The organism is Furfurilactobacillus sp. W61-4, from assembly GCF_057545565.1.
On the sequence record NZ_BAAJNZ010000006.1, the window covers coordinates 119416 to 142988 of the forward strand.

The 23573-nt window shown below is 45.9% G+C and carries 17 protein-coding genes; 14 read left to right on the top strand and 3 right to left on the bottom strand.

What is annotated here, in order from left to right; translation table 11 throughout:
- Positions 1 to 10: 10 nt before the first annotated feature.
- The 10 genes from ligA to AC27FN_RS08745 all read left to right on the top strand — a co-directional run bounded on the left by ligA (position 11) and on the right by AC27FN_RS08745 (position 15142).
- Positions 11 to 2050: an NAD-dependent DNA ligase LigA gene (ligA, locus tag AC27FN_RS08700; protein ID WP_487167592.1), complete on the top strand. Its 2040-nt coding sequence runs from the start codon at positions 11 to 13 to the stop codon at positions 2048 to 2050.
- 25 nt (positions 2051 to 2075) lie between these two features.
- Positions 2076 to 3212 (top strand): CamS family sex pheromone protein, encoded by a 1137-nt coding sequence (locus AC27FN_RS08705; protein ID WP_487167593.1) that lies wholly within the window; start codon positions 2076 to 2078, stop codon positions 3210 to 3212.
- Positions 3213 to 3435: 223 nt separating this feature from the next.
- Entirely contained in the window at positions 3436 to 5496 is a 2061-nt protein-coding gene (locus AC27FN_RS08710; RefSeq protein ID WP_487167594.1) for a KUP/HAK/KT family potassium transporter, read from the top strand.
- 242 nt (positions 5497 to 5738) lie between these two features.
- Positions 5739 to 6050: an Asp-tRNA(Asn)/Glu-tRNA(Gln) amidotransferase subunit GatC gene (gene gatC, locus AC27FN_RS08715; RefSeq protein ID WP_487167595.1), complete on the top strand. Its 312-nt coding sequence runs from the start codon at positions 5739 to 5741 to the stop codon at positions 6048 to 6050.
- Entirely contained in the window at positions 6050 to 7519 is a 1470-nt protein-coding gene (gene gatA / locus AC27FN_RS08720) for an Asp-tRNA(Asn)/Glu-tRNA(Gln) amidotransferase subunit GatA (RefSeq protein WP_487167596.1), read from the top strand. The genes gatC and gatA overlap by 1 nt, the downstream gene beginning before the upstream one ends.
- Positions 7519 to 8946: an Asp-tRNA(Asn)/Glu-tRNA(Gln) amidotransferase subunit GatB gene (gene gatB / locus AC27FN_RS08725; RefSeq protein WP_487167597.1), complete on the top strand. Its 1428-nt coding sequence runs from the start codon at positions 7519 to 7521 to the stop codon at positions 8944 to 8946. Before gatA ends, gatB begins: the two co-directional genes overlap by 1 nt.
- 105 nt (positions 8947 to 9051) lie before the next feature.
- The gene (locus tag AC27FN_RS08730) at positions 9052 to 10077 is read left to right on the top strand and encodes a diacylglycerol kinase (RefSeq protein WP_487167598.1); all 1026 of its coding nucleotides are present in this window, start codon (positions 9052 to 9054) and stop codon (positions 10075 to 10077) included.
- A gap of 174 nt (positions 10078 to 10251) precedes the next feature.
- Positions 10252 to 11619, top strand: coding sequence for a 23S rRNA (uracil(1939)-C(5))-methyltransferase RlmD (rlmD, locus tag AC27FN_RS08735; RefSeq protein WP_487167599.1), 1368 nt, complete (start codon positions 10252 to 10254; stop codon positions 11617 to 11619).
- 182 nt (positions 11620 to 11801) lie between these two features.
- A complete protein-coding gene (locus AC27FN_RS08740) occupies positions 11802 to 13268 on the top strand; it encodes a gamma-glutamylcysteine synthetase (protein WP_487167600.1) in 1467 nt (488 codons plus the stop codon).
- Positions 13269 to 13327: 59 nt separating this feature from the next.
- The gene (locus AC27FN_RS08745) at positions 13328 to 15142 is read left to right on the top strand and encodes a DUF2207 family protein (protein ID WP_487167601.1); all 1815 of its coding nucleotides are present in this window, start codon (positions 13328 to 13330) and stop codon (positions 15140 to 15142) included.
- Between the two features lie 210 nt (positions 15143 to 15352).
- On the opposite strand, the gene AC27FN_RS08750 is transcribed toward AC27FN_RS08745, so the two are convergent.
- From AC27FN_RS08750 to gntK, 3 genes are all read right to left on the bottom strand, one after another.
- A complete protein-coding gene (locus AC27FN_RS08750; protein ID WP_487167602.1) occupies positions 15353 to 16711 on the bottom strand; it encodes a gluconate:H+ symporter in 1359 nt (452 codons plus the stop codon).
- Between the two features lie 197 nt (positions 16712 to 16908).
- Complete coding sequence (locus tag AC27FN_RS08755; RefSeq protein ID WP_487167636.1) at positions 16909 to 18264, bottom strand: gluconate:H+ symporter; 1356 nt, start codon at positions 18262 to 18264, stop codon at positions 16909 to 16911.
- A gap of 337 nt (positions 18265 to 18601) precedes the next feature.
- A complete protein-coding gene (gene gntK / locus AC27FN_RS08760; protein WP_487167603.1) occupies positions 18602 to 20155 on the bottom strand; it encodes a gluconokinase in 1554 nt (517 codons plus the stop codon).
- Between the two features lie 472 nt (positions 20156 to 20627).
- On the opposite strand from gntK, the gene AC27FN_RS08765 reads away from it, so the two are divergent.
- From AC27FN_RS08765 to AC27FN_RS08780, 4 genes are all read left to right on the top strand, one after another.
- Entirely contained in the window at positions 20628 to 21452 is an 825-nt protein-coding gene (locus tag AC27FN_RS08765) for a MurR/RpiR family transcriptional regulator (RefSeq protein WP_487167637.1), read from the top strand.
- Between the two features lie 66 nt (positions 21453 to 21518).
- The gene (locus AC27FN_RS08770) at positions 21519 to 22301 is read left to right on the top strand and encodes a GH25 family lysozyme (RefSeq protein ID WP_487167604.1); all 783 of its coding nucleotides are present in this window, start codon (positions 21519 to 21521) and stop codon (positions 22299 to 22301) included.
- A gap of 37 nt (positions 22302 to 22338) precedes the next feature.
- Positions 22339 to 22770 (top strand): hypothetical protein, encoded by a 432-nt coding sequence (locus AC27FN_RS08775; RefSeq protein ID WP_487167605.1) that lies wholly within the window; start codon positions 22339 to 22341, stop codon positions 22768 to 22770.
- Positions 22770 to 23567: a D-alanyl-D-alanine carboxypeptidase family protein gene (locus AC27FN_RS08780; RefSeq protein ID WP_487167606.1), complete on the top strand. Its 798-nt coding sequence runs from the start codon at positions 22770 to 22772 to the stop codon at positions 23565 to 23567. Before AC27FN_RS08775 ends, AC27FN_RS08780 begins: the two co-directional genes overlap by 1 nt.
- Positions 23568 to 23573: the final 6 nt, after the last annotated feature.

Here is a 23573-nt window from a genome sequence, read left to right on the forward strand (position 1 = left end):
AGCAGACACAATGGCAGATCAACCGGTCTCAGACATGGATGTGCAAACCGCCAATGAAGCGGCTAGCAAGTTACGTGATCAGCTAAATTTGTGGCGACAACAATACTATGTCGCCGATTCTCCCACAGTAGAAGATCACACCTACGATATGGCTTATCAGAGATTATTGGAACTAGAAGCTGCTTTTCCTGAAATCGTGACGCCAGATTCACCCACCCAGCAGGTGGGCGATGTCACTTTACCGGGCTTTAGCAAGGTTACGCATGCTGTCCCAATGCTGTCGATGGGCGATGTGTTCTCTGTTGGCGAACTGGCGGAATTTGATCAACGCACCAAGAAGAGTCTCGGCCAGGACGAAGTGACCTATAACTGTGAACTTAAGATTGATGGTCTAGCCATTTCCTTAGTTTACGAAAATGGTCGCTTCGTTCAGGGATCAACCCGTGGCGACGGTCGAATTGGCGAAGATATTACGGAGAATTTGCGAACAGTGGCGTCCATTCCAACGACATTACCTGAGCCGTTGTCGATTGAAGTTCGTGGTGAATGTTATATGCCAAAAGTTGCGTTTGCTAAATTAAATGAACGACAAGAGGCTGAAGGTAAGACGCCGTTTGCAAATCCGCGTAATGCGGCGGCGGGATCGTTGCGGCAATTAGACACACGAGTGACAAAAGCTCGCGAGTTAGCGACTTTTATTTATTACACGCCCGATTTTGGCGGACTGGGTGTCGACACCCAAAGTGCAGCACTAAAACGCTATGAGGCCCTTGGATTTACCGTTAATCCGCACGCACGGGTTTGTCATAATATGGCTGAAATTCAACATTACATTGATGAATATACAGCTCAGCGAGAAAGTCTAAGTTACGGCATTGATGGTATCGTCGTCAAAGTCGATCCTGTTGATCAGCAGGACGAATTGGGTAATACAGTTAAGGTGCCGCGGTGGGAAATTGCCTACAAATTTCCGCCAGATGAGCAACAGACGATTATTCGGCAGATCGAATGGACCGTGGGTCGTACTGGCATTGTGACGCCCACGGCGATTATGGATCCAGTGCAGTTAGCGGGAACCACGGTGGCAAGAGCGTCGCTACATAACCCGGATTATTTAAATGAAAAAGGGGTCCGTCTAGGGGATACGGTGACCTTGCACAAAGCTGGCGACATTATTCCAGAAGTTGGCGAAGTCATCCTCAGTAAACGACCGGTTGATAGTCAACCCTATCCAATCCCGACTGAGTGTCCTTCTTGTAGCCGAGAACTCGTTCATGTAGACGAAGAGGTTGCGTTGCGGTGTATTAATCCCAGTTGTCCGGCTCAAGTGACCGAGGGTTTGACCCACTTTGCGTCTCGTGATGCGATGAATATTGATGGATTGGGACCGGCGATTGTTACCCAACTGTTGGAACGACAACTTTTAACGGATGTCGCTGGTTTGTATCGACTTAAATTCGAAGATTTGTTAACTTTAAATAAATTTGGCGAAAAATCGGCTCATAATCTGTTGACAGCGATTGATAATAGCCGCAATAATTCGTTGGAGCGGTTATTGTTTGGCTTGGGCATTCGTCATTTGGGTGCGAAAGCTGCGCAGCAGGTTGCTGCCCACTTTCATACCTTGGCAGCAGTCATGGCGGCGACACCTGCTCAGATTGCGGAAATCGACGGCATGGGTTTAGTCATCGGTGACGCTGTTAGCCAATATTTTCACACATCCGCTGCAAAAGCATTGGTTGATGAATTAACGGCTGTCGGAGTTAATATGACATATACGGGTGTTGACCAACAACAAGCGGCAGACGATCCTTTTTTTGGTGGTAAACGGGTCGTCTTGACGGGTAAACTAACTCAGTTTACTCGCCCACAAGCAACCTCTTGGTTAACTAACCATGGGGCAATAGTGGTTGGCAGTGTTTCAAAAAAGACTGACTTAGTGATCGCTGGAACCGATGCAGGTAGCAAGTTAACAAAAGCAGAAACATTAGGTATCACGGTGTGGGATGAAGCACAATTTGTTAAAACCATGGCTGCTGATCCAGATTGAGTGAAATGAAGAGGAGACTGAAACGGTGAAAAAGGTGCGCATTTTGGTGGCATTGTTGTCAACCATGATGGTGCTTGCTGCGTGTGGCAATATTAATACGACGCAACAATCCCCATCGACCACGAATAAAAAGAAAACACAAACGACTGGTCAGACCGATAGTGGGAATTACCAAGGGGTTATTACCAATGGTCATTATTTGACCAGTAAATCGCGGGGTGTGACCAATGATCAGGATGCTAACCAACTTAATTTGAAGAGTTTTGAAAACGGGCTATTGAACGTTTCCAAGAAACAATTTAAACCGAGCAAGTATGTCTTTCAGGAAGGTCAGTACTTGTCTTCGGGCACCGTTACCGATTGGCTAGGGCGAAAATCAAAGGATAATCCGGAGGGGTTGAACCCTGTGGATAACGGACAAAAGGATGCAGATAAGCGCAATCCGTTGTATTTGCAGGCGATTGAAGAGCAAGATTACATGACCCAAAATGGGAATGATTTGAAGCTGGGTGGCATTACAATCGGGATTGGCCTCAATTCAGTGGACTATTATACAAAGGAAAAGTATGGCGCTCAATATTCGACCAAAATTTCCGATGAGCAGATGAAAACGCAGGGGCGTGAAATTGCCGCCAAGGTGCTTCAACGGTTGCGACGGACCAAAGGCGTTGGCGCTGACACCCCAGTTGTAATTGCGTTATACAAACAAGCGCCAGATGACAGTTTAGTTGGTGGCACGTTCTTTAGTTACGAGGTTAGCGATGGAAAAACGCTTGGCAATTGGCAAGCAATTAATCAGCGGAATGTTGTATTCCCTTCAGCCGGTGGCACTAGTGAGTCAGGCACGAGCAATGATGAAAGTAATTTTGAAAACTTTAAAACTCAGGTCCAGAATTTCTTTCCTAACTTAAGCGGTGTTACCGCGCAAGCTCAGTATCAAGACAATAATCTAGCGGGGATGAACGTCACGATTACCACCCAGTTCTATAGTGAAACAGAAATTATTAGCTTTACGGAATATTTGGCTCAAGTGGCACCGAAATATCTGCCAGCAGGTGTGCCAATTGATATTACAGTGCAATCCACCGAAGGCGTACAGTCATTTTTGAGTCGAGATGCTGGTCAGCGTAAATTCACTACGCACGTCTTTGGTTCGTATTAGTTGGTTGTTGATGTAGACGGGTTATTTCAATGAATTCACAGCCCTTTTAGGGTGCAGGGCACAAGTTGCAGTAAGCGACTGGTGCCCTGCGCTTTTTGTTTTAGCTGCGCCGCTGGCAATAAGAAAATAATGAGAATAGGCGTTTGGCTTTTCTTTTGTCTGAAAATGGTTAGAATTGATTCGAGTTTCAAAAATAGCCAAATTAATTTGGGGTAAAGAAAAAATGGGAAGCAAAGCACGGACAAAACTGTCGGCCGCTGGATTGCTGGTCACACTCGGGATTGTATACGGAGATATTGGGACTTCACCGCTGTATGTTATGAAGACCATTTTGACCGACAATGGCGGGTTAACGACCGCCAGTCGGGAATTAATCATCGGCAGTATTTCACTGATTTTTTGGACGGTCATGCTGTTGACAACCGTTAAATACGTTTTGATCGCCTTGAATGCGACGAACCATGGTGAAGGTGGCATCTTTGCCCTTTATACGCTGGTTCGACGGCAGGCTAAATGGCTGATCTTTCCTGCTTTGATCGGTGGCGCAGCGTTACTAGCCGATGGAATGCTCACACCAGCCGTAACGGTCACGACCTCAATCGAAGGTTTAAAAGGGATCGTCTTTCATCACTTTGAACCAGTTCACGACCAAACTGATGTCATTGTCATCACCATTGCTATTCTGTCACTGTTATTTGTTATTCAACGGTTTGGGACGAAAGCCATTGGCCATGCTTTTGGTCCGATCATGACGATTTGGTTTACTTTCATTGGGGTCGTGGGCTTCATCAATGTGATGCCAGATCTGAGCATGTTTAAAGCCTTAAATCCTTACTATGCGGTCGCAATTTTAACTAGTCCTGATAACAAAGTGGGCGTGTTTATTTTGGGGAGCGTCTTTCTAGCAACAACTGGGGCGGAAGCGTTGTATTCGGATATCGGGCATGTCGGCAAAGCAAATATTGATGGCAGTTGGCCATATGTTTTCGTCTGCTTAATGCTGAATTATCTGGGGCAAGGCGCTTGGGTGCTCAACAATGTCAATAACACACAGTACGCTAAGATGGTTGACTTTAACCCGTTTTTTGAAATGTTACCGGGAGATTGGCGCTTTATTGGCATTGTGTTGGCGACGCTGGCCGCAATTATTGCTTCGCAGGCTTTAATTACCGGTTCGTACACGTTGGTCGCTGAAGCGGTTCGCTTAAAACTATTGCCACGTTTAAAAATCAGTTATCCGACGATTAAGCAGGGGCAAATTTATGTGCCAATGGTCAATGGTATTCTGTGGATCGCTTGTATTGGCATTGTCCTATACTTTCGCACGTCAGCGCACATGGAAGCGGCCTACGGATTGGCGATTACAGTGACGATGCTGATGACGACACTCTTGTTGTACCAATATTTGCGGCTTCGTCACACAAACGTTGTCTTAGCTTGGATCATGGTGCTATTTTTCGGTACTTTAGAGAGCATGTTTTTCTTAGCTTCGATGGTTAAGTTTGTTCACGGTGGGTATGTAACTGCGCTCTTAGCTGGTCTGATTTTGCTAGTGATGTACATCTGGTATTACGGTAATAAGATTCGTGATCGTGATGAGTTCGAGTCTGCTTATGTTGATTTAGATGACTACACAGATCAATTACAAGCATTGAGTCATGACGAGAACTACCCAACGTTTGCAACAAATTTGGTTTATATGGCCAAGGTGCGTCCGGGTCATTTAATTAAACGCGAGATGCTGTATTCGATTTTGGATAAGCGGCCTAAACGAGCCCAGGCTTATTGGTTTGTGACGGTTAATGTGACCGATGATCCTTATACGGCCAAGTATGATGTGGATATGCTCGGTACAGATAACGTGATCAATGTGCAGCTATATTTGGGTTTTCGTCGGGAACAACGGGTCAACGTTTATTTGCGGGCGATTGTTCAAGAATTGATTGAAAGTGGTGACTTACCTGCGCAACCGCAGAAATATACGATGATGAAGGATCGCAATGTTGGTGACTTTAGCTTTGTCGTCATTCAAGAAGAAATTTCGCCAGAGACCCGGATTAAGCCGTTTGATAAATTAATGATTCAGGCCCGAGTTCGCTTACAAAATCTGACCGGTTCTCCTGCTTCATGGTTCGGCTTGGAGTTCGCCGATGTTGTTGTCGAACATGTGCCCTTAATTTTAGGGCGCCGACGACGGCCAATTTTGCGACGGATCAAACACAATCTGGGGCCCGACTCCCACAGTGGCACGGCCCCAGCGGGAAGCCGAGAATTAAAGAAATAACCAAACCGATGAGTAGTGGCGCCGACTAGGGCGTGCTGATGGCTTATGGGCAAATAATTTGAAGTTTCAAAGGGCGACCATTTCACTAAAGAAATTGGTGGCCTTTTCTGATTTCATCGAAAAGACGATCCTAATTTTTCCCCCGGGCTCCGGTCCTTTGTCGTATAATGTTAGAGATATAGAGCTTTAATCAACATGAGGTAAACTTGATTATAAGTTTACGAGAGAAAGAAGGATTAATGATGGCAGTAGAACCAATTTCACGTGAGGAAGTTGAACACGTGGCCGAGCTTGCCAAGCTGTCACTGACAGATGAACAGGCGCAAAAATTTACCAGTCAACTTGATGAAATTATTGAAATGATCGAAGGACTCAATGAGGTCAACACTGACGAAGTGGCGCCAACGACGAATATGGCCGATGCAACGGCGATTTTACGTGAAGATGTGGCGGTTAATGCCCAACAAAAGGCGGCGCTGTTAGCTGAAGCCCCTGATACGGAAGATGGCTTTATTAAAGTGCCAGCTATTATTGATGAAAGTGAGGATGCCTAATGACGCGCCCATATGACAATTTAACGGATTTGCATCAGGCGTTGGTGAAGCAAGAACTATCAGCGACTGAATTGACCAAACAAACATTGGCTAATATTCATGAACATGAGGACCAATTGAATGCTTATGTGACAGTTAATGACGACGGCGCCTTAGCGCAAGCACAGGCAATTGATGCCGCGGGTATCGATCCTGACAACCTGTTTTCTGGGGTGCCGGTTGCTTTGAAAGATAACCTGACGACAAATGGGTTATTGACAACGGCGTCTTCAAAAATTCTGGCTAACTTCACACCGATTTATGACGCGGATGTGGTGGAACGTTTGCAAGCAGCTGGGGCAATTACGATTGGTAAGACGAATTTGGATGAATTCGCGATGGGCGCTTCGACAGAGACGTCATTTTATGGAACGACGCATAATCCTTGGGACACAACTAAAGTTCCCGGCGGTTCATCTGGTGGTTCAGCGGCAACGGTCGCTGCTGGGGATGTTTTAGCCTCACTAGGCTCAGACACCGGTGGTTCGATCCGTCAGCCAGCCGCGTTCAATGGTATTGTGGGCCTCAAACCGACGTACGGTCGGATTAGTCGTTGGGGGTTAATTGCCTTTGCTTCTTCATTGGATCAGATTGGGCCAATGACGGCTAATGTTACCGATGCAGCCGCAATGTTACAGGTTTTAGCCGGTCGTGATGAGCGCGATGCCACATCTTCCAGTCAGCCAGTGCCCGATTATGTTGCTGGCTTAACTGGTGACATTAAAGGATTGAAGATTGGTGTGCCAAAGGAATTCTTGGCCGATGGCATCGATGCTGGCGTCCGTGATCAAATTCGTTCGGCAGTTAAACAGCTTGAGCAACTCGGGGCAAAAGTGGATGAAGTTAGTTTGCCTCACAGTACGCACGGGATTCAGGCGTACTACATTTTGGCACCATCAGAAGCATCCTCTAATCTGCAACGTTTTGATGGCATTCGTTATGGTTATCGGACCAGCGCTGCAAAGAACTTGGAAGAACTGTATGTTAAGACTCGGTCAGAAGGTTTCGGCGATGAAGTTAAGCGCCGGATCATGTTAGGAACGTTTGCCTTATCGGCTGGCGCATTTGATGCCTTCTTTATGAAAGCGGCCAAGATTCGAACCTTGATCATTGAAGACTTTAAACGAGTTTTTGCCGACTATGATTTAATTGTTGGGCCAACAGCACCGACACCAGCTTTTGGCATCGGTGAAGAGACGAAAGACCCAATGACGATGTACATGAACGACATGTTAACCGTCCCTGCTAATTTAGCCGGTCTGCCTTCCATTTCTGTGCCTGCGGGTTTGGTTGATGGCCTACCAGTCGGCTTACAGATTATCGGTCAGGCATTTGATGAAACGCGGGTCTTGAACGCTGCTTATGCCTTTGAACAGAACACTGAATTTCACACGCTAAAACCAACATTGAGTGAAGGAGGTCAGGCTTAATGAATTTCGAAACGACCATTGGGCTTGAAGTCCATGTTGAGTTAAAAACCAATTCAAAAATTTTTAGTCCGTCACCCGTTGAATTCGGGGACGAACCTAACGCGAACACTAACGTCATTGATTGGGGCTACCCTGGGGTTCTACCGACGCCAAATAAAGGTGTCGTTGAATATGGCATGCGCGCTGCTTTGGCTTTACACGCCAAGATTAATCAGCACACCCATTTCGATCGAAAGAATTACTTCTATCCTGATAATCCCAAGGCCTATCAGATTTCTCAATCTGATGTGCCACTGGCTGAAAACGGTTGGATTGAAATTGAGGTTGATGGGCAGAAGAAAAAAATCGGTATTGCTGAGATGCACATCGAAGAAGATGCTGGTAAAAACACGCATAATCCCAATGGCTATTCTTACGTTGATTTGAACCGGCAAGGGACGCCGTTGATTGAAATTGTGTCAAAGCCTGATATTGCTTCGCCAGATGAAGCTTATGCTTATTTGGAAATCTTACGTCAACGGATTCAGTTCACTGGCGTCTCCGATGTCAAAATGGAAGAAGGCTCAATGCGGGTTGATGTGAATATTTCCATTCGACCGTATGGTTCAACTCAATACGGGACTAAAACCGAGCTAAAGAACCTGAACTCGTTTAATTACGTGCGCAAGGGCCTTCAATTTGAAGAAAAGCGGCAACAACAGGTCTTGTTATCTGGCGGAGAAATTCAACAAGAGACGCGGCGCTATGATGAGAATACCAATGAAACGATCTTAATGCGGGTGAAGGAAGGTGCCGACGATTATCGTTACTTCCCAGAGCCAGATATCCCGAACGTTGAAATTGCGGATGACTGGATTGAACAAATTCAAGCAACGATGCCTGAGATGCCTGAAAAGCGGCGTCAACGCTATGTTAACGACTTAGGACTGACCGATTATGACGCGATGGTCTTGACGCAGACGAAGGAAATGGCGGATTTCTTTGAAGCGACAGTCGCGGACGGGGCCGATGCTAAATTGACTTCGAACTATTTACAAGGTGACGTCAACGCATATCTGAATGATAATAAGTTGGATCTGCAGGAGACTAAGTTGACGCCAGCCAATTTAGCCAGCATGATCAAGTTACAAATGGACGGGACGATTTCTTCCAAGATGGCTAAGAAAGTCTTCGTCGCCATTACAAAGGGTGAAGAACCAGCAGCCTACGTCAAAGCACACGGTTTAGTACAACTGTCTGATCCTGAACAACTCCAGCCAGTGATCGACGGTGTCCTTGATGCCAATGAACAGTCGGTTGTGGACTTTAAAAATGGTAAGGATCGAGCGGTTGGTTTCTTGGTTGGTCAAATTATGAAGCAAACGCACGGCCAAGCTAATCCGAAGGTTGTCAATCAATTGTTAATGGCTTCCTTAAATGCCCGTTAAGCTGATTGTTTAATTGAGAAATAACCGTTACAATAAAGCCTCGTTATCTGTTTATAACGAGGCTTGTACATAGCAATAAGATCTTGGTTTATTGGAGGAGCAACGATGGCACAACGCGCACGGGTGATTTATAATCCGACTTCTGGTCGAGAGGCTTTGAAGCGGGATTTGATCGATATTTTAAATGTTTTTGAGCAAGCAGGCTATGAAACCAGCGCGTTTGCGACCACGCCAGCGGCCAATTCTGCCAAAAACGAAGCGCGGCGCGCCGCTAAGGCTGGCTTTGATTTGATCGTGGCTGCCGGTGGTGACGGGACGATTAATGAGGTCGTCAACGGTATCGCAAACCTCAGAAAGCGACCAAAGATGGCGATTATTCCAGCGGGGACGACTAACGACTATGCACGGGCCTTGCGGATTCCCCGTGATGAACCGTTAGCGGCAGCTAAAGTCGTTTTGAAGAATCAGACGGTTAAGATGGACATTGGTCAAGCTGGTGACACGTATTTTATTAACATTGCCGGTGGTGGTTTGCTAACGGAACTGACTTATGACGTGCCATCGGATATGAAGACAATTTTTGGCTATTTAGCTTATTTGGTCAAAGGTGCGGAGCTGTTACCCCAGATCAAACCAATCCAGATGTCGATCGAGTATGATGATGGCAAATTTGAAGGCGAAGCTTCGATGTTCCTATTGGGGTTAACTAACTCCATTGGTGGTTTTGAACAAATCGTCCCTGACGCTTCATTAGATGACGGTAAATTTAGTCTCTTAATCGTGAAAACAGCGAGCATGCCCCAGCTGTTGCGGCTGATGACATTAGTGCTTAATGGCGGGCGCCATATTAACGATCCACATATTATCTATAAAAAGACCCGCAAGGTCATCGCTAAACCGTTAGATCAAAATGACCGAATGATGATTAATTTAGATGGGGAGTATGGTGGGGATGCGCCGATGACATTTATTGATCACAAACAGCACATCGAAATGTTCGCCGATCTAGATGCGATTCCTGATGAACAAATTACCGGTGAAGACCGTGCAATTGAGGCCGATGCCCGTAAGTTTGTCGAGGAAGTGGACAAATTACCGCAGGATCAGGCAGATTCAGAAATGAAGGCCTAATTAAGTGAACGTGAGCCAGGTTGAGTCAGTTATGCATGGGACTCAGCCTGGCTATTTAGTTAGATTGAGCATGCAATTGATGTTTTGCTTTTGTCCCAAGCGCTTTTGCGTTACACTAACAAGGTTATTTTTTCCAACCAATGACCGTCGAAACAGTCGAAAGGAATTTTTAGAATGAAATTTACAGCACCAGTTACGAAGAATGAAACTTACACTGGCACGATTATAGATTTGACCTATCAGGGGATGGGCGTTGCCAAGCTGGATGGTTTCCCGATCTTCATCGCTAACGCATTACCTGGCGAACAAGTGGAATTTGCGGTGACCAAGGTGGCGAAGACATACGCTTTTGGTCGCGTAGTGAAATTTATTGAACAGAGTCCGCAACGAGTGGATAATGTTGATGTCACATACACCCAAACTGGCATTGCGCCCTTGCAACACCTTAGCTATTCAGGACAGTTGACGTTTAAACGTGATCAGATGGTCGAATTGTTTAACAAGGCGCATATTAACGTTAACATCAATGACACGATCGGAATGGCAACCCCATATCATTACCGCAATAAAGCACAGATTCCCGTCCGTGAACTTAATGGTCAACTGGAAACGGGTTTTTATCGTCGGGGCTCACATCAATTAGTGCCAATTGAAGATTTTTACATTCAAGATCCTAAAATTGATGCAGCAATCGTCGTTGTTCGTGATTTATTACGACGTTTTCACCTTGATGCATATGATGAAGTGAACAACACCGGTGTTGTGAAAACAATCATGGTGCGCCGTGGTTACTATAGTCATGAAATGATGATCGTTATCGTAACCAAGACGCATAAATTATCAATGGTTAACGAGTTAGTTGCAGCTATCACTAAAGCGTTACCAGAGGTTAAGAGCATTATCCAAAATGTTAACCCAAAACCAACTAATGTGTTGCTCGGCGAGGTTGACCGGGTTCATTTTGGGAGTCCAGTGATTCATGATCAGCTGATGGGGCTGACGTTTGAAATCTCTGCACATTCATTTTATCAAGTCAATCCGCAGCAGACGGAACGACTTTATCAATTGGCCATTGAAAAAGCACAATTAACCGGTCATGAAACGGTAATTGATGCCTACTCTGGTATTGGGACCATTTCCCTAGCAGTCGCCAACCATGCCAAAATGGTCTATGGCGTTGATATCGTCCCGGCAGCAATTAGTGATGCGAAGACAAATGCCAACTTGAATCACATCGATAATGCTAAGTTTGTGGTTGCCAAAGCGGAAACACAGATGGCTCGTTGGCAAGAGGCCGGATTAAAGCCTGACGTCATCATGGTTGATCCGCCGCGTAAAGGATTGGCCGAGGAATTCATTGAAGCAGCCGCCAAAGTTAATCCGCAACGGATTGTTTATATCAGCTGTAATCCGGCGACATTGGTGCGCGACGTACAACAATTTATGGCTCGCGGGTACCATGTAGATGGACCAATTCAACCTGTTGATCAATTTCCACAAACCACCCATATTGAAAGTGTGACTGTGCTTATTAAGGATTAAGACCTTCCTAGATAAGTAACGTGCATGTCATTTTGAATCGTTGTTAGCCAGAATGCTGTGGCTAACAACGATTTTTTTGGTCAGAATAAATATGCCGTAATTCGCAAGCTTAACCATGTTGCACTTTAAGTGAACTGTGCTAAACTCACCAGCAAATCGATTTAAGCTAAGGTGGCGGTTTGATGGTTACTCAAATGATGGATGATTGGTGGACACCAATCACGGCACGATCACTATGGTCAAGCCAGTTGGGCGTGGAAGTTGAAACGCAACGCATTGATCAACAAGGGCATTTAAGCCAGCAACCATATCCGAATTCATTAGGATCGAGGTCGACACACCCCTATTTGCAGACGGATTTTGGTGAAACACAGACCGAATGGATTAGTGATCCGCAGTCAGATAACCAACGACTGATTGAGCAGCTCACTGCCCTACGGAGCACCTTTTTACATCATGTGTCGACCACTGATCGTCTGTGGTTATTATCGATGCCACCAGCGCTATCAAATGAGGATCGTCAATTTGTTCGCGATCATTTTGGTCGTCCGCAATATCAACGCTATCGCGATTATCTGGATGGCAAATTTGGCATTGCTCATGGGCTGGTGACAGGGGTACATCTTAACTTTAGTCTGCCGCAGTCACTGCTTTTGGAATTAGCAGAGGAGCAAAAGCGACCGGTCAATGCGATTCAGAATCAGGTGTATTGGCGTGTCATCCAGAATTTTTTAAAGGCGCGCTGGTTGTTGACGTATTTTTTCGGCGGCTCGCCGATTGCTGAGGCGGGGTACTTTCCAAGCCAACCCACGGCACTGGCACAGCCGGTCCGCAGCATTCGCAATAGTCGGTTTGGATTTAATAACGGTGGTCGTATCAAAGTGCCCTATACAAGCTTGTCACAGCATGTGCAGGCACTGACAAAGGCAGTTGAGACCGGTGATTTATATGCGCCGATGGAATTTTATGGACCCATTCGGATCAAGGGGCAGGAACACTTGGCTGACTTTTTAACGAAGGGTATTCAATATTTAGAACTACGGACTTTTGATACGAACCCGTTTTTTGCACTAGGCTTTGCGCCACAACAACTTGATTTTATGCGCGCGATGCTTGCTTACTTTACGGTCACTCCAGTGGACCAGGCGTCAATTGGCGCAACGTTGACGGAGGCGGCTACCTTAAATGATCAAGTGGCGCTCCAATCGCCGACTAAATCATTGCCTCAAGCAGCCGTGGCCAACCAATTTTTAGATATGGTGATCAACCGATTGCTGAAACTGGGGGCGCCCGCAGCTTTATTGGCAGCGGTACGTTACTATCAACAGCAATTAAGGCGACCAGAAGATACATTGGCGGCTCAGCTAACCGCCGGCATAGAGCAGGATAGTTTAGCGACATTAATGCTACGGCTAGCTGAACAGTATCAACAGAAGTTTGTCACTGATTCGGCGATTTTAGCAGGTACTGCACTGTCGCCAGCCAATCAGGCATTGTTGCGCGTTGCAATTCAGCGAGGGATCCGCTTTAAAGAACCATTAGTCAATCAGGATGGACTTACATTAATCGTTAATGGACGACCACACCAGCTTCATGGACGAACCACGGACTTAGTTGCCATTGATCACCAATTAGCTTCACTTAATTAAACAAGCTTGATTCGGGTCATGGTACACTTAAGTCGAGTGAATCATGACGGAGGATAGCGATGAGAAAATTAACTAGCAGCCTGCTGGGTCTAACGATTGCCATCATGTTGTTAATGATGGGGACGCTAATCGGACGTGCAGATTCGTATGACATTAAGGGTTATGTTGTTCATGTGGATGTGCTGGACAATGGGGACGCCCAGGTTCAACAGCAAATCACCTATCAATTCGATGGGGCTTTTCATGGGGTTTACTACAATCAGGACCTAAAAGGGATCAAGGGGGTTAGTGATCCCACGGTAACGGTACAAAATCATAACGAGCGGGCAATTCCATTAGTGGCGAGTGCAACTGGGGAAAATAATTCGTTTAGTGTGACGAAAACCGCGTCAGCTATGAAGCTAAAAGTTTATCACAGTATCGAGGACGCCTCAGCGACATTCACTTATCGCTATCGACTTAAGGGGGTCGTGACCAACTATCAGGATACTGCTCGACTAAATTGGAAGGTGATTGGCAGTGGTTGGGATCAATCATTAAGTAACGTCAAAATTGTCATCCAATTGCCTCAACAAAATGTTGCTAAATTACAAGCATGGACGCATGGCCCGTTAGCTGGTCACACAACGGTTGATCGAAAGGCTGGGCAAGTGAAGATAACCTTGGCGAATAATCCGGCAAATCAATTCGTTGAGTCTGATTTATTGTTTCCAACTTCTGTTACATCCAACAATCCTAACCAAGTTGATCAGTCTGTAAAGACACAAGTTCAACAACAGGAGGCGACGTTGGCCAAGCAGGCTAATGCAAAACGTGTTCAAGCGCGACATACGCTATATGTGATGATCAGTATTGTTTTAGGCATGATGGTTGTTTCATTAGTCGGCACGTCGATTTATCTGTGGAGGCGACCGATTCACCACCACACGCCGTTAGTTCCGATTCATCACTGGTATGAGGTACCTAACGTTGGTCCGGCTGTTGCAGAAAGTTTGGTCAATCATAAAGAACCTGATTCACGTGGCTATACCGGCGAATTACTTCAATTAGTCGCCAAAAAGGCTGTTACATTAACTTCTGACGACAATACCTATGTGTTGGCTAAGGCTGGTCAACAGCGTATCGACGAGCCACTAACCGAGTTTATGATTAAACACATTGGTGACGGTGATCAAGTTACGATGGCGGCGGTTGAAAAATATGGTAAAAGAGATCAAAAGGGCCATTTACAACAGCATTTTCTTCAATGGCAACACCGTATTTCCGACCAAGTGGCCACTTACGAAGATGACCATAATCTTGGCGTTCGTCGTTGGCTATTAGCTTTGTTAATTGGCAATCTCGCTTTAGCTGGATTAGTGGCGTTGCTAATTGGCGCTGGTCCGGCTCAAGTTAAGTTGGCTTGGTGGTCAGGATTGGCTGTCTTTGCTGGATTAGTAACCGTAATCATCGTTTGGCAACGGCAACGGATCAACCGATACACTGTTGATGGCGATCAGTTGGTTAATGAGCTGCAAGGACTCAAACGAATGCTCCACGATGTCGGTCATTTTAATACAGCCGAAGTTGGCGACCTAGTCTTATGGGAGCAGTTGTTGCCGTACGCGGCAGCCTTTGGCTTGGCTAGGCAGGTGACTCAAGCAGTGGCGAAGGATTTCGGTTCGGCTACACTTGCCACAACCGGAATTTTGTTCCCGTATTATTATGGCTTCGGAAATCACCCGATTAATTTCGACCAGGCATTTACTGGCACCTTTGCTAATTCAATTTCTGCTAGTAGCAGCGCTTTGTCTAGCAGCAGTGGCGGATCTGGTGGCTTTTCAGGTGGGAGTTCTGGCGGCTTTGGTGGCGGATCCGGCGGTGGCGCTTTTTAAGGCTAAGGCTAGGCGCAGGAATCAGACTTTGTGACATAAGTATACGTGGGACGAACATTGCCTCAATAACGCGCGCTAACCTCATGCCAATTCCGGCCTAAATTAATAGCACTGCTTCCCAAAAATTTCGGGAAACAGTGCTATTTTCGTTGGTCCTTGTTGGCAAAGCAGAGTGATGTTACTGCTCTTTAAAAATCATGAGTGATCTGCTTAATGTAAGACGACGTTCAATAATAAAACCATCAATAAACCGACTACTGAAATAATTGTTTCTAAGACCGTCCAGATACTTAATGTCTGCTTTACGGAAAGATCGAAGTATTCAGAGAACATCCAGAATCCAGCATCGTTAACATGGGAGGCGGCCAGCGAGCCAGCACCAATGGCGAGTGCCATCAAAGCAGGATCAGCACCGGCTGCGTGCATGAGCGGTACCACTAAACCAGCAGCGGTCATACCGGCGACCGTGGCAGATCCGAGTGCAACCCGTAAAATTACCGCAATCAACCAGCCCAGTAAAAGCGGTGAAAGACTGGAATGAGCCATTAACTGCTGGACGGCTTTACCTACGCCACCATCAATGAGGACTTGCTTGAAGGCAGCACCACCGCCAATCACCATCAGTAACATCGCAATCGACTTGATCGCGTCTTCAATCGTGCCACTAATTTGTTTCATTGTCCGACTACGATGAAAGCCCATGGACCAAATTGCAAATAACAGCGAAATGACCATTGCAATGACGGGGTCGCCAAGCATGATCATAATTGAGGCAAAGCCCTGAGGATGAACTGGCTTAACGCCATGCAAGACGGTCATAGTGTAAATGGTCGAAATGGCCATGAAGATAACCGGGAAGAGGGAGGTCAAGGCCGCTAAGCCGAAACTAGGTGTTTCATCAAGCTTGTATTCTTTTACCTCACCAAAAGCCGGTAATTCCTTTTTGATGACAAAGACGCCTGGTTGAAGCCGTTGCATAATTCGGGTAAAGACAGGTCCGGCGATGATGACACAAGGGATCGCTACAATAATGCCAAGTAATAAGACCATCCCAGTATTTGCGCCGAGGGCTGTTGAAACAGCGGTTGGGGCTGGCTGAGGTGGTAAGAAACCTTGGGTGGCCGATAAGGCGGCCGCCATTGATAGACCAAGGTATAAGAACGGCACTTCAGCTTCTAGGGCAACCGCGAAGACAATTGGGGTCAATAAGACCAAGCCGACTTCGAAGAATAAAGACATCCCAATGATAAAGGAGGCAATTACGATTGCTAATTGCAAACGTTTCTTACCAAATGCGCTGATCAGTGTCTTGGCGATCCGATAAGAACCACCAGAATCTGAGACTAAACGGCCAATCATGGCACCAAAACCGAAGACGATGGCTAGTTCGCCTAAAGAACTCCCAATCCCATTCTTAATGGACGTTGCAATGGCAGCCGGGTTCATGCCGAGCCCCAAAGCGACTAAAATCGACGTCACAATTAAGGAAACAAAGGTGTTCAGTTTGAACTGAATAATAAGTACTAGCAATAAAGCAATGCCGAGAATCAAAACAATGAACGGTGACATAAGCAAAACTTTCCTCTCAAATGCATTTGTTAAAATAAAACGACCACACCATTCTACTCGTCTTGAAAACGAAGTAACACAGTTTAGAGAAAACTTTTTTCAGGTTTTAACTCAATCAATACTAATCAATGGACAATAAAAAGTGTTGCTACCCCGATGGCTAGCAACACTTTTGGCATACATTGATGAAATTCGTTTTAGTGGAAAACCATATTCAGCAAGAGCACGCCGATGATTCCGACCACCGCAATGATCGTTTCCAAAACAGTCCAGATACTCAATGTCTGCTTAACTGACAAGTCGAAGTATTCTGAGAACATCCAGAAACCAGCGTCGTTGACATGGGAAGCGGCTAATGAGCCAGAACCAATGGCGATAACCATTAGCGCCGGATCAACTCCTGCCTGAGCCATTAACGGGGCCACGATTCCGGCAGCAGTCAGAGCCGCAACGGTGGCTGAACCAAGTGCGATCCGCAAAATAACCGCGACCAGCCAACCTAGTAGTAACGGGCTGAAGTTAGTGTGAATAAACATGGTCGCAACGGCTTTACCAACCCCACCATCGATGAGGACTTGCTTAAAGGCACCGCCACCACCAATAACTAACAACAGCATCGCAATGGATTTCACCGCATTTTCCATCGAGGTCATAATTTCTTTAGTCGATCGCTGACGGCGCCAACCCATAGCCCACATCGCAAAGATCAACGATAAGACCATGGCAATACTTGGACTACCGATAAAGGCGATAAATTGATCTAAGTTACTTGGGTGTTTTGGTAGTTCACCATTGGTAAAGATGAGTTGATACAAGGTGGTGATTGCCATGAAAATAACCGGGAAGAGGGAAGTTAAGACGGATGAACCAAAGCTAGGTGTATCTTCTAACTTAAATTCTTTAATCTCCCCAAATGAAGAAAGATTACCTTTCCGTTCAAAGGCGCCAGGCGCATAACGCTGAGCGAGCCGGGTGAAAACTGGTCCAGCAATATAAACGGTTGGAATCGCGATGATAATCCCGAACAACAGCACACGACCAGCATTGGCATGTAAAGCCGCTGAGATTGCCACTGGTGCCGGGTGAGGTGGAAGAAATCCGTGAGTAACAGACAGTGCTGTGGCCATCGGAATTCCTAGGTATAAAATTGGAACTTCTGCTTCAACCGCGATGGCGAAGACGATTGGAATTAATAGCACCATCCCAACTTCGAAGAACAAGGCGATTCCGATAATAAACGAAGCCAGCACGATCGCCAACTGCAACCGCTTTTTACCGAATCGTTGGATCAAGGTGGTCGCAATCCGATAAGCACCACCGGCGTCGGCAACTAACCGACCTAACATCGCTCCAAAACCGAAGACGATTGATAATTCACCGAGTTGACTGCCAATCCCGTTTTGCACGGAGAGGGCAATCTTGTCCATTGGCATCCCTAAGCCAAGGGCAACTAACACGGCGGTAATGACTAATGCGAGGAAGGTGTTGATCTTGAAACGAATAATGAGAACCAATAAGAGGGCAATTCCCAAGAACAACACCACAAAAGGCATAACTCCTGACATGATGTATAGCTCCTTCCAAAGAAAAAAATGAATAATGAATAACTTACTTGAAAACGATACCAAAAAAAAGACAAATAAGAAAGCACTTACATTCGTAAAGTGAATAACTTTTTCAAACCAGTAAGCAAAGTTGCTCACACAGATGCGACTAATTAGGGATTACACAAGAAAAAAGATCAGCCGGATCACGAAAACTTTTTTCCTGATGAATTTAATTTACATCAAGATAATTAGACACAATCAGCTACGTTTTTGATAAGATGTTGAATCTTTTTATCAAAAAAAGACCTCATCATTCGATGGGGTCTTTAAACAATGGTTTTGATTAGTCAGTCGTTTCACCAGGTTGAGCATGTTTCTTTTGGAAGTTCGCAATATTTGAGTATTCCGTTTGTAATTGACGACTTAAGCGGATATAAATTGGCACCAATTCACGATACACTTCGAAGTTTGCTGGATTTGGTTGGTACGTGTGTGTTTCGCCGACAAAGCGTTTAACTTCTGAAAGATCATCGATCAAACCTAATGACTTCATGCCGACCACAGCAGCACCTAAACATGAGGATTCAAAGGATTCTGGAATCGTGACTGGTTGCTCAAAAATATCAGACAACATCTGACGCCAGAGCTCTGACCGGGCAAAGCCACCAGTAGCCATAATTGATTTTGGTTCACCGACGACTTCTTCTAAGGCGAGCAACACCGTGTACAGATTGTAGACGATACCTTCTAACACGGCGCGAATCATGTGTGCGCGAGTGTGCATTTGTGTCAATCCGAAGAATGACCCACGGGCGTCGGCATCCCAGATTGGTGCGCGTTCACCACCTAAGAAGGGGTGGAACAGTAGGCCGTTAGATCCTGCCGGAACCCGTTTGGCAATATCAGTCAACAGATCATAGGAGTCTTCTTGTAGTAAGGCCGCGGTGCTCTTTTCAGCATCAAACAGGTTGTCACGAGCCCAACGGAAGACGACACCGCCATTGTTAACGGGGCCCCCGACTACCCATAAATCCTTAGTCAGTGCGTAACAGAAGACACGTCCTTTGGGATCAATAACCGGATGATCAGTAACCACGCGGACGGCACCTGAAGTTCCGATAGTGACAGCGACGACGCCTTTTTCAATGGCGTTAACACCCAAGTTAGATAACGCACCATCAAAGGCCCCTTGAATAAAGGGAACATCCTTGGGGTAGCCGATTACCTTGGCGTATTCTTCGCGCATCCCAGTCGACTGTGCATAACCGTCGACAATTTTTGGCAACTGCGCTTCACTAACACCAGTCAAAGCTAGTGCATCTTTGTCCCATGCTAAGTCGAAGATATTAAAGATCCCCGTGCCACTAGCTACGGAAATGTCCATTTGCCAAACGCCGAGTAAGCGATAGAAAATATATTCCTTAATGCCACAGTAGTAAGCTGCTTGATTATAGATATCAGCTTTTTCGTTCTTAAGCCACAGTAACTTGCTGAGCAAAGACATCGGGTGGATTGGAGTTCCGGTGTGTTCATATAAAGCCTTACCGGTACCATCCGCTTTTAGCTGATCGGCATATTTCGTGGCCCGGGTGTCAGCCCACGTAATTACTCGAGTTAACGGCTTGTGATCTTTGTCTAGGGCGATCAAACTTTGGTTGGCACTTGAGAAGGAAACGCCGTGAAGTTTGCCATTCTTAAGATCGGCCTTGCGTAAAATTTCTTGCAAGCCGTTAACGACAGCTTCAAGGATTTCCTCAGGGTCTTCTTCGGCCATTCCTGTGGCATCCCGGTATAACGAGTACAGTTTGTTGGTGTAGGCCAAGACGTTACCATCTAGGTCGTATAAAACGGCCTTGGTGCTGGTCGTTCCTATATCCATTCCGACCATATAATCCATAGTGAAATGCTCCTTTTTTAGTAGACATGCGATAAAACTCAAACCGGTATCACAGCTGAGTTGCTCACGTGCTTGATTGATGAATCTACGGACACCAGTATAGGTGAAAAGGCGATCATTCACAACCAAAATAGGTCAAATGCAATGCTTGTTATCACAAGGTAGCGTGACTATCGACAAGAATTTAAGCGAGTTGGGGTGAATTAAGCGTCTTGTCGAATGGAATTTACGAAAATGGTTGTACCATTAATGAAACTTGTCCGGAGGCCAACCAAGAATTCTATGTTGGGAGTTCGAGCCACCCAGTGATGACGACTCGTTCATCCTCGTCCTTATATGATGACCTTTCTTAAAGCGCGTGCAAATTTGGTCCGGATACGGCATAATAAGTTTAGAAAATTTTTTACATTAAGAAATAAATTGATTTTCATGAAAGGATGCGAGGATCATCGCACGAACAAGCGTTAGTACGATTCGGGCTAATTATCAGCACCTTACGGGAGCTGATAAAAAAATTGCTGACTATATTTTAGCTAATCCGACGACTGCTAGTGAAAAAACCATTCAAGAGTTAGCGGCCAGTGTGAAAGTGTCCACTGCGACCGTAAGTCGCTTTGTGAAACGAATCGGGTGGCACTCATTTCGCGAGTTTAGTCTGGGTTTTGGGCGGGTAGAGCGCCAGACAGATAGTTTTTTCAGTGAAATTGAGGAGGACGATCAGCCTAATGTGGTGGTCGACAAAGTATTCCAAGGAGCTGAGAATGCTTTAGATGCGACCCGTTCGTTGTTAAAAGAAGCTGATCTAAATGCCGCGATTGAATTGATTACTGAAGCGAACAGTCTAAGCTTTTTTGGCTTTGGTGGTTCTTCGATCGTGGCTTTAGACGGCTATCACAAGTTTTTGCGAACGACGGTGCATGCACAATTTCATCCCGATGTGGATATTCAGTTGATGCAGGCGGTTAATTTAGGCTCCCAGGATGTTGCGATTCTCATCTCTCATTCTGGACGTAATCACGACACATTAATGGTGGCTGATCAGTTAAAGCATAATCAAGTGCCAATGATTGCCATCACGAGTTATCCGGCTTCACCGCTAGCTAAGCGTTGTGACATTGTCTTTCAATCAGTAGCTGAAGAAGTTAATTACCGTAGCGAGTCAATGAGCTCCCTCATTGCTCAGTTGACGATTGTGGATAGTTTATTCACATTGGTCGGTGCTAAAGGCGCCAAGACGGAAAGCGGCGAGGGGTTGCTCAAGGATATTCGTCACGCCATGGAAGTTTCCCGAGAATAATGAACGTGAAAGTATTCAGCGAAAAAATGACCGAAGTTAAGCGATGCGTAGGGTGGTGATTGTTTGATGGCTGAGTCGCAACCAGTTCCAAGTCGTCTGAATCGGCGGCAACATCGACAGCGGCACCCTAAATGGTGGCCTTGGTTAGCAGTTGGCATCACGATCATTGGGATTATGGCGGCTAGTTTCTGGGGGGTGCACTGGTGGCATTTACGGCATCAGATCGTCTTAAAAAAATATCCGGTGACTGGTGTTGCGATTGATCAGGATGCTGGATTCATCGATTTTCAAGCCTTGTCCAAAACTGGCTTGCAATTTATTTACCTGAAGACAACTGTTGGCAATCGTTATACAGATGATGACTTTGCGGATAATTATCAACGTAGCGTTGGCAGTTCCTTAAAAATCGGTGTCTATCTAACTTATAGCCCTAATAGCACGATTACGAGTCAGGTTCGGTATTTTCATCAACAGGTGGGCCGTTCGACCGGCACATTGCCGATCATGATCGTTGTGCCAAGTAGTGTTGGTGATCTCGGCGATCCGGCAGTTCTTAAAAAGACAACGCAACGTTTGACCACGATGCAGGCGCAATTGGAGCAGCTAACTGACCAGCCAGTTGGTTTATGGGTCACGCCTCAACAAGCGACCAAGTTGGCTAAAAGTAAGACGTGGCGAACGTTAACTTTGATCGATGAGCCATTAAAGCAGCATTATCGGTCCGACATTGATTTTATTAGTTACGATGACAACGGTTCAATTATCGTGGACGGTTCTCGGCAATCCTTGAACTTAATGGTCTATAATGGCACCAAGAAAATGTTTGAAACGCTAGCCACTGAGAATTGAGATAAACAAAATCAACTAAGTGAATGTGGGTGATTATATGGCAATTTTTGGTAAAAAGAATTCAACAGATCCTAGTACTAACCAGTCAATGACGATCGACCAAGCCCAAACAATGATTCTTGATGCAGTGACGCATCAATTCGGTGACTCGCAGACCGTCTTGCCAGATTTTTCTGTTGTGTCTGGGTGGGCCAGTGCAGATTTTGTTGCCTTTCGGAGTTTTGATGTACAGATTAAAATTGGTGTTAAACCAGAAAATGCGCGCGATGTTAATCGACTCAAGATTCTGGTGGCGATTGGGCCACGATTGGTTCCTTTATATGATCTATTAGAGAGCGACTTGCGGGGTCAATATGAACGAATTTGTAGTCCGGAACACTTGGCGACGGATGTGCAACTTTTGGAACACTATCTAGCTTGGCGTTTAACATCGGAGCAGCGCCGTAAGTTTGGCCTGACAACGGATTGATGAGGCGGTGGACAGGTAGCCTTATTGGCGTCATTGTCATGGTAGCGCTGTTGTTAGTGGGGCAAACGGCGCGAGCGGCAGTCATGGATCCAACGATTAATAGTCGGGCCGCGATGGTAATTGATGAGCAAACCGGTCAGATCCTAGCTGCTAAAAATCGAAACGAACGATTACCAATTGCTTCCATCTCAAAATTATTGGTGGTCTACTTAGTTGAACAAAAGATTGCTAGCAAGGCATTATCGTTACAGGAGAAAGTTCCAATTGATCCAAAAGTTGCCCGATTAAGTACTTCACCAGCATTGACGAATGTGCCACTGAGTGCAGATCGCCAGTATACAATTGCGGAGTTGCTAGCTGATGCACTGCTACCCTCTGGAAATGCCGCAGCGGTGGCACTGGGAGAGTCAGTGACCGGTAGCGTGTCAGCCACAAATAGCGCCATAACCCGTTTACTAAGACGCTGGGGAATCCAGACACCGAAGTTTGTTTCCCCAGCCGGATTGCGGAATGGTGATATAGGTGAGTTACGCGATCCCAAGCAACCAGATACCGCAGAAAATAAACTATCGGTGACCGAGTTAGCGGTGGTCAGCCGCCACTTACTGATGGATTACCCTGAAGTTCGCGACATTACCAAACACGCTCAGTTAACAACTACCGGGGTCAATGGGGAGCCGTACTCAATTGTTAACACTAATGCGTTGACTAAGCATCAAAGCGGTAAGTACATCTTTACGGGGGGTCAAAACAGGTTCCTCTCCGTCGATCGGTGGAAATTTCGTTGGGGAAACTAAGTTAGC

Excerpts from the sequence above, each read along its gene's own strand:
- ligA (WP_487167592.1), top strand. The coding sequence starts at position 11 with ATGGCAGATCAACCGGTCTCAGACATGGATGTGCAAACCGCCAATGAA.
- AC27FN_RS08710 (WP_487167594.1), top strand. The coding sequence starts at position 3,436 with ATGGGAAGCAAAGCACGGACAAAACTGTCGGCCGCTGGATTGCTGGTC.
- gatC (WP_487167595.1), top strand. The coding sequence starts at position 5,739 with ATGGCAGTAGAACCAATTTCACGTGAGGAAGTTGAACACGTGGCCGAG.
- gatA (WP_487167596.1), top strand. The coding sequence starts at position 6,050 with ATGACGCGCCCATATGACAATTTAACGGATTTGCATCAGGCGTTGGTG.
- gatB (WP_487167597.1), top strand. The coding sequence starts at position 7,519 with ATGAATTTCGAAACGACCATTGGGCTTGAAGTCCATGTTGAGTTAAAA.
- AC27FN_RS08730 (WP_487167598.1), top strand. The coding sequence starts at position 9,052 with ATGGCACAACGCGCACGGGTGATTTATAATCCGACTTCTGGTCGAGAG.
- rlmD (WP_487167599.1), top strand. The coding sequence starts at position 10,252 with ATGAAATTTACAGCACCAGTTACGAAGAATGAAACTTACACTGGCACG.
- AC27FN_RS08740 (WP_487167600.1), top strand. The coding sequence starts at position 11,802 with ATGGTTACTCAAATGATGGATGATTGGTGGACACCAATCACGGCACGA.
- AC27FN_RS08745 (WP_487167601.1), top strand. The coding sequence starts at position 13,328 with ATGAGAAAATTAACTAGCAGCCTGCTGGGTCTAACGATTGCCATCATG.
- AC27FN_RS08750 (WP_487167602.1), bottom strand. The coding sequence starts at position 16,711 with ATGTCACCGTTCATTGTTTTGATTCTCGGCATTGCTTTATTGCTAGTA.
- AC27FN_RS08755 (WP_487167636.1), bottom strand. The coding sequence starts at position 18,264 with ATGCCTTTTGTGGTGTTGTTCTTGGGAATTGCCCTCTTATTGGTTCTC.
- gntK (WP_487167603.1), bottom strand. The coding sequence starts at position 20,155 with ATGGATTATATGGTCGGAATGGATATAGGAACGACCAGCACCAAGGCC.
- AC27FN_RS08770 (WP_487167604.1), top strand. The coding sequence starts at position 21,519 with ATGGCTGAGTCGCAACCAGTTCCAAGTCGTCTGAATCGGCGGCAACAT.
- AC27FN_RS08775 (WP_487167605.1), top strand. The coding sequence starts at position 22,339 with ATGGCAATTTTTGGTAAAAAGAATTCAACAGATCCTAGTACTAACCAG.
- AC27FN_RS08780 (WP_487167606.1), top strand. The coding sequence starts at position 22,770 with ATGAGGCGGTGGACAGGTAGCCTTATTGGCGTCATTGTCATGGTAGCG.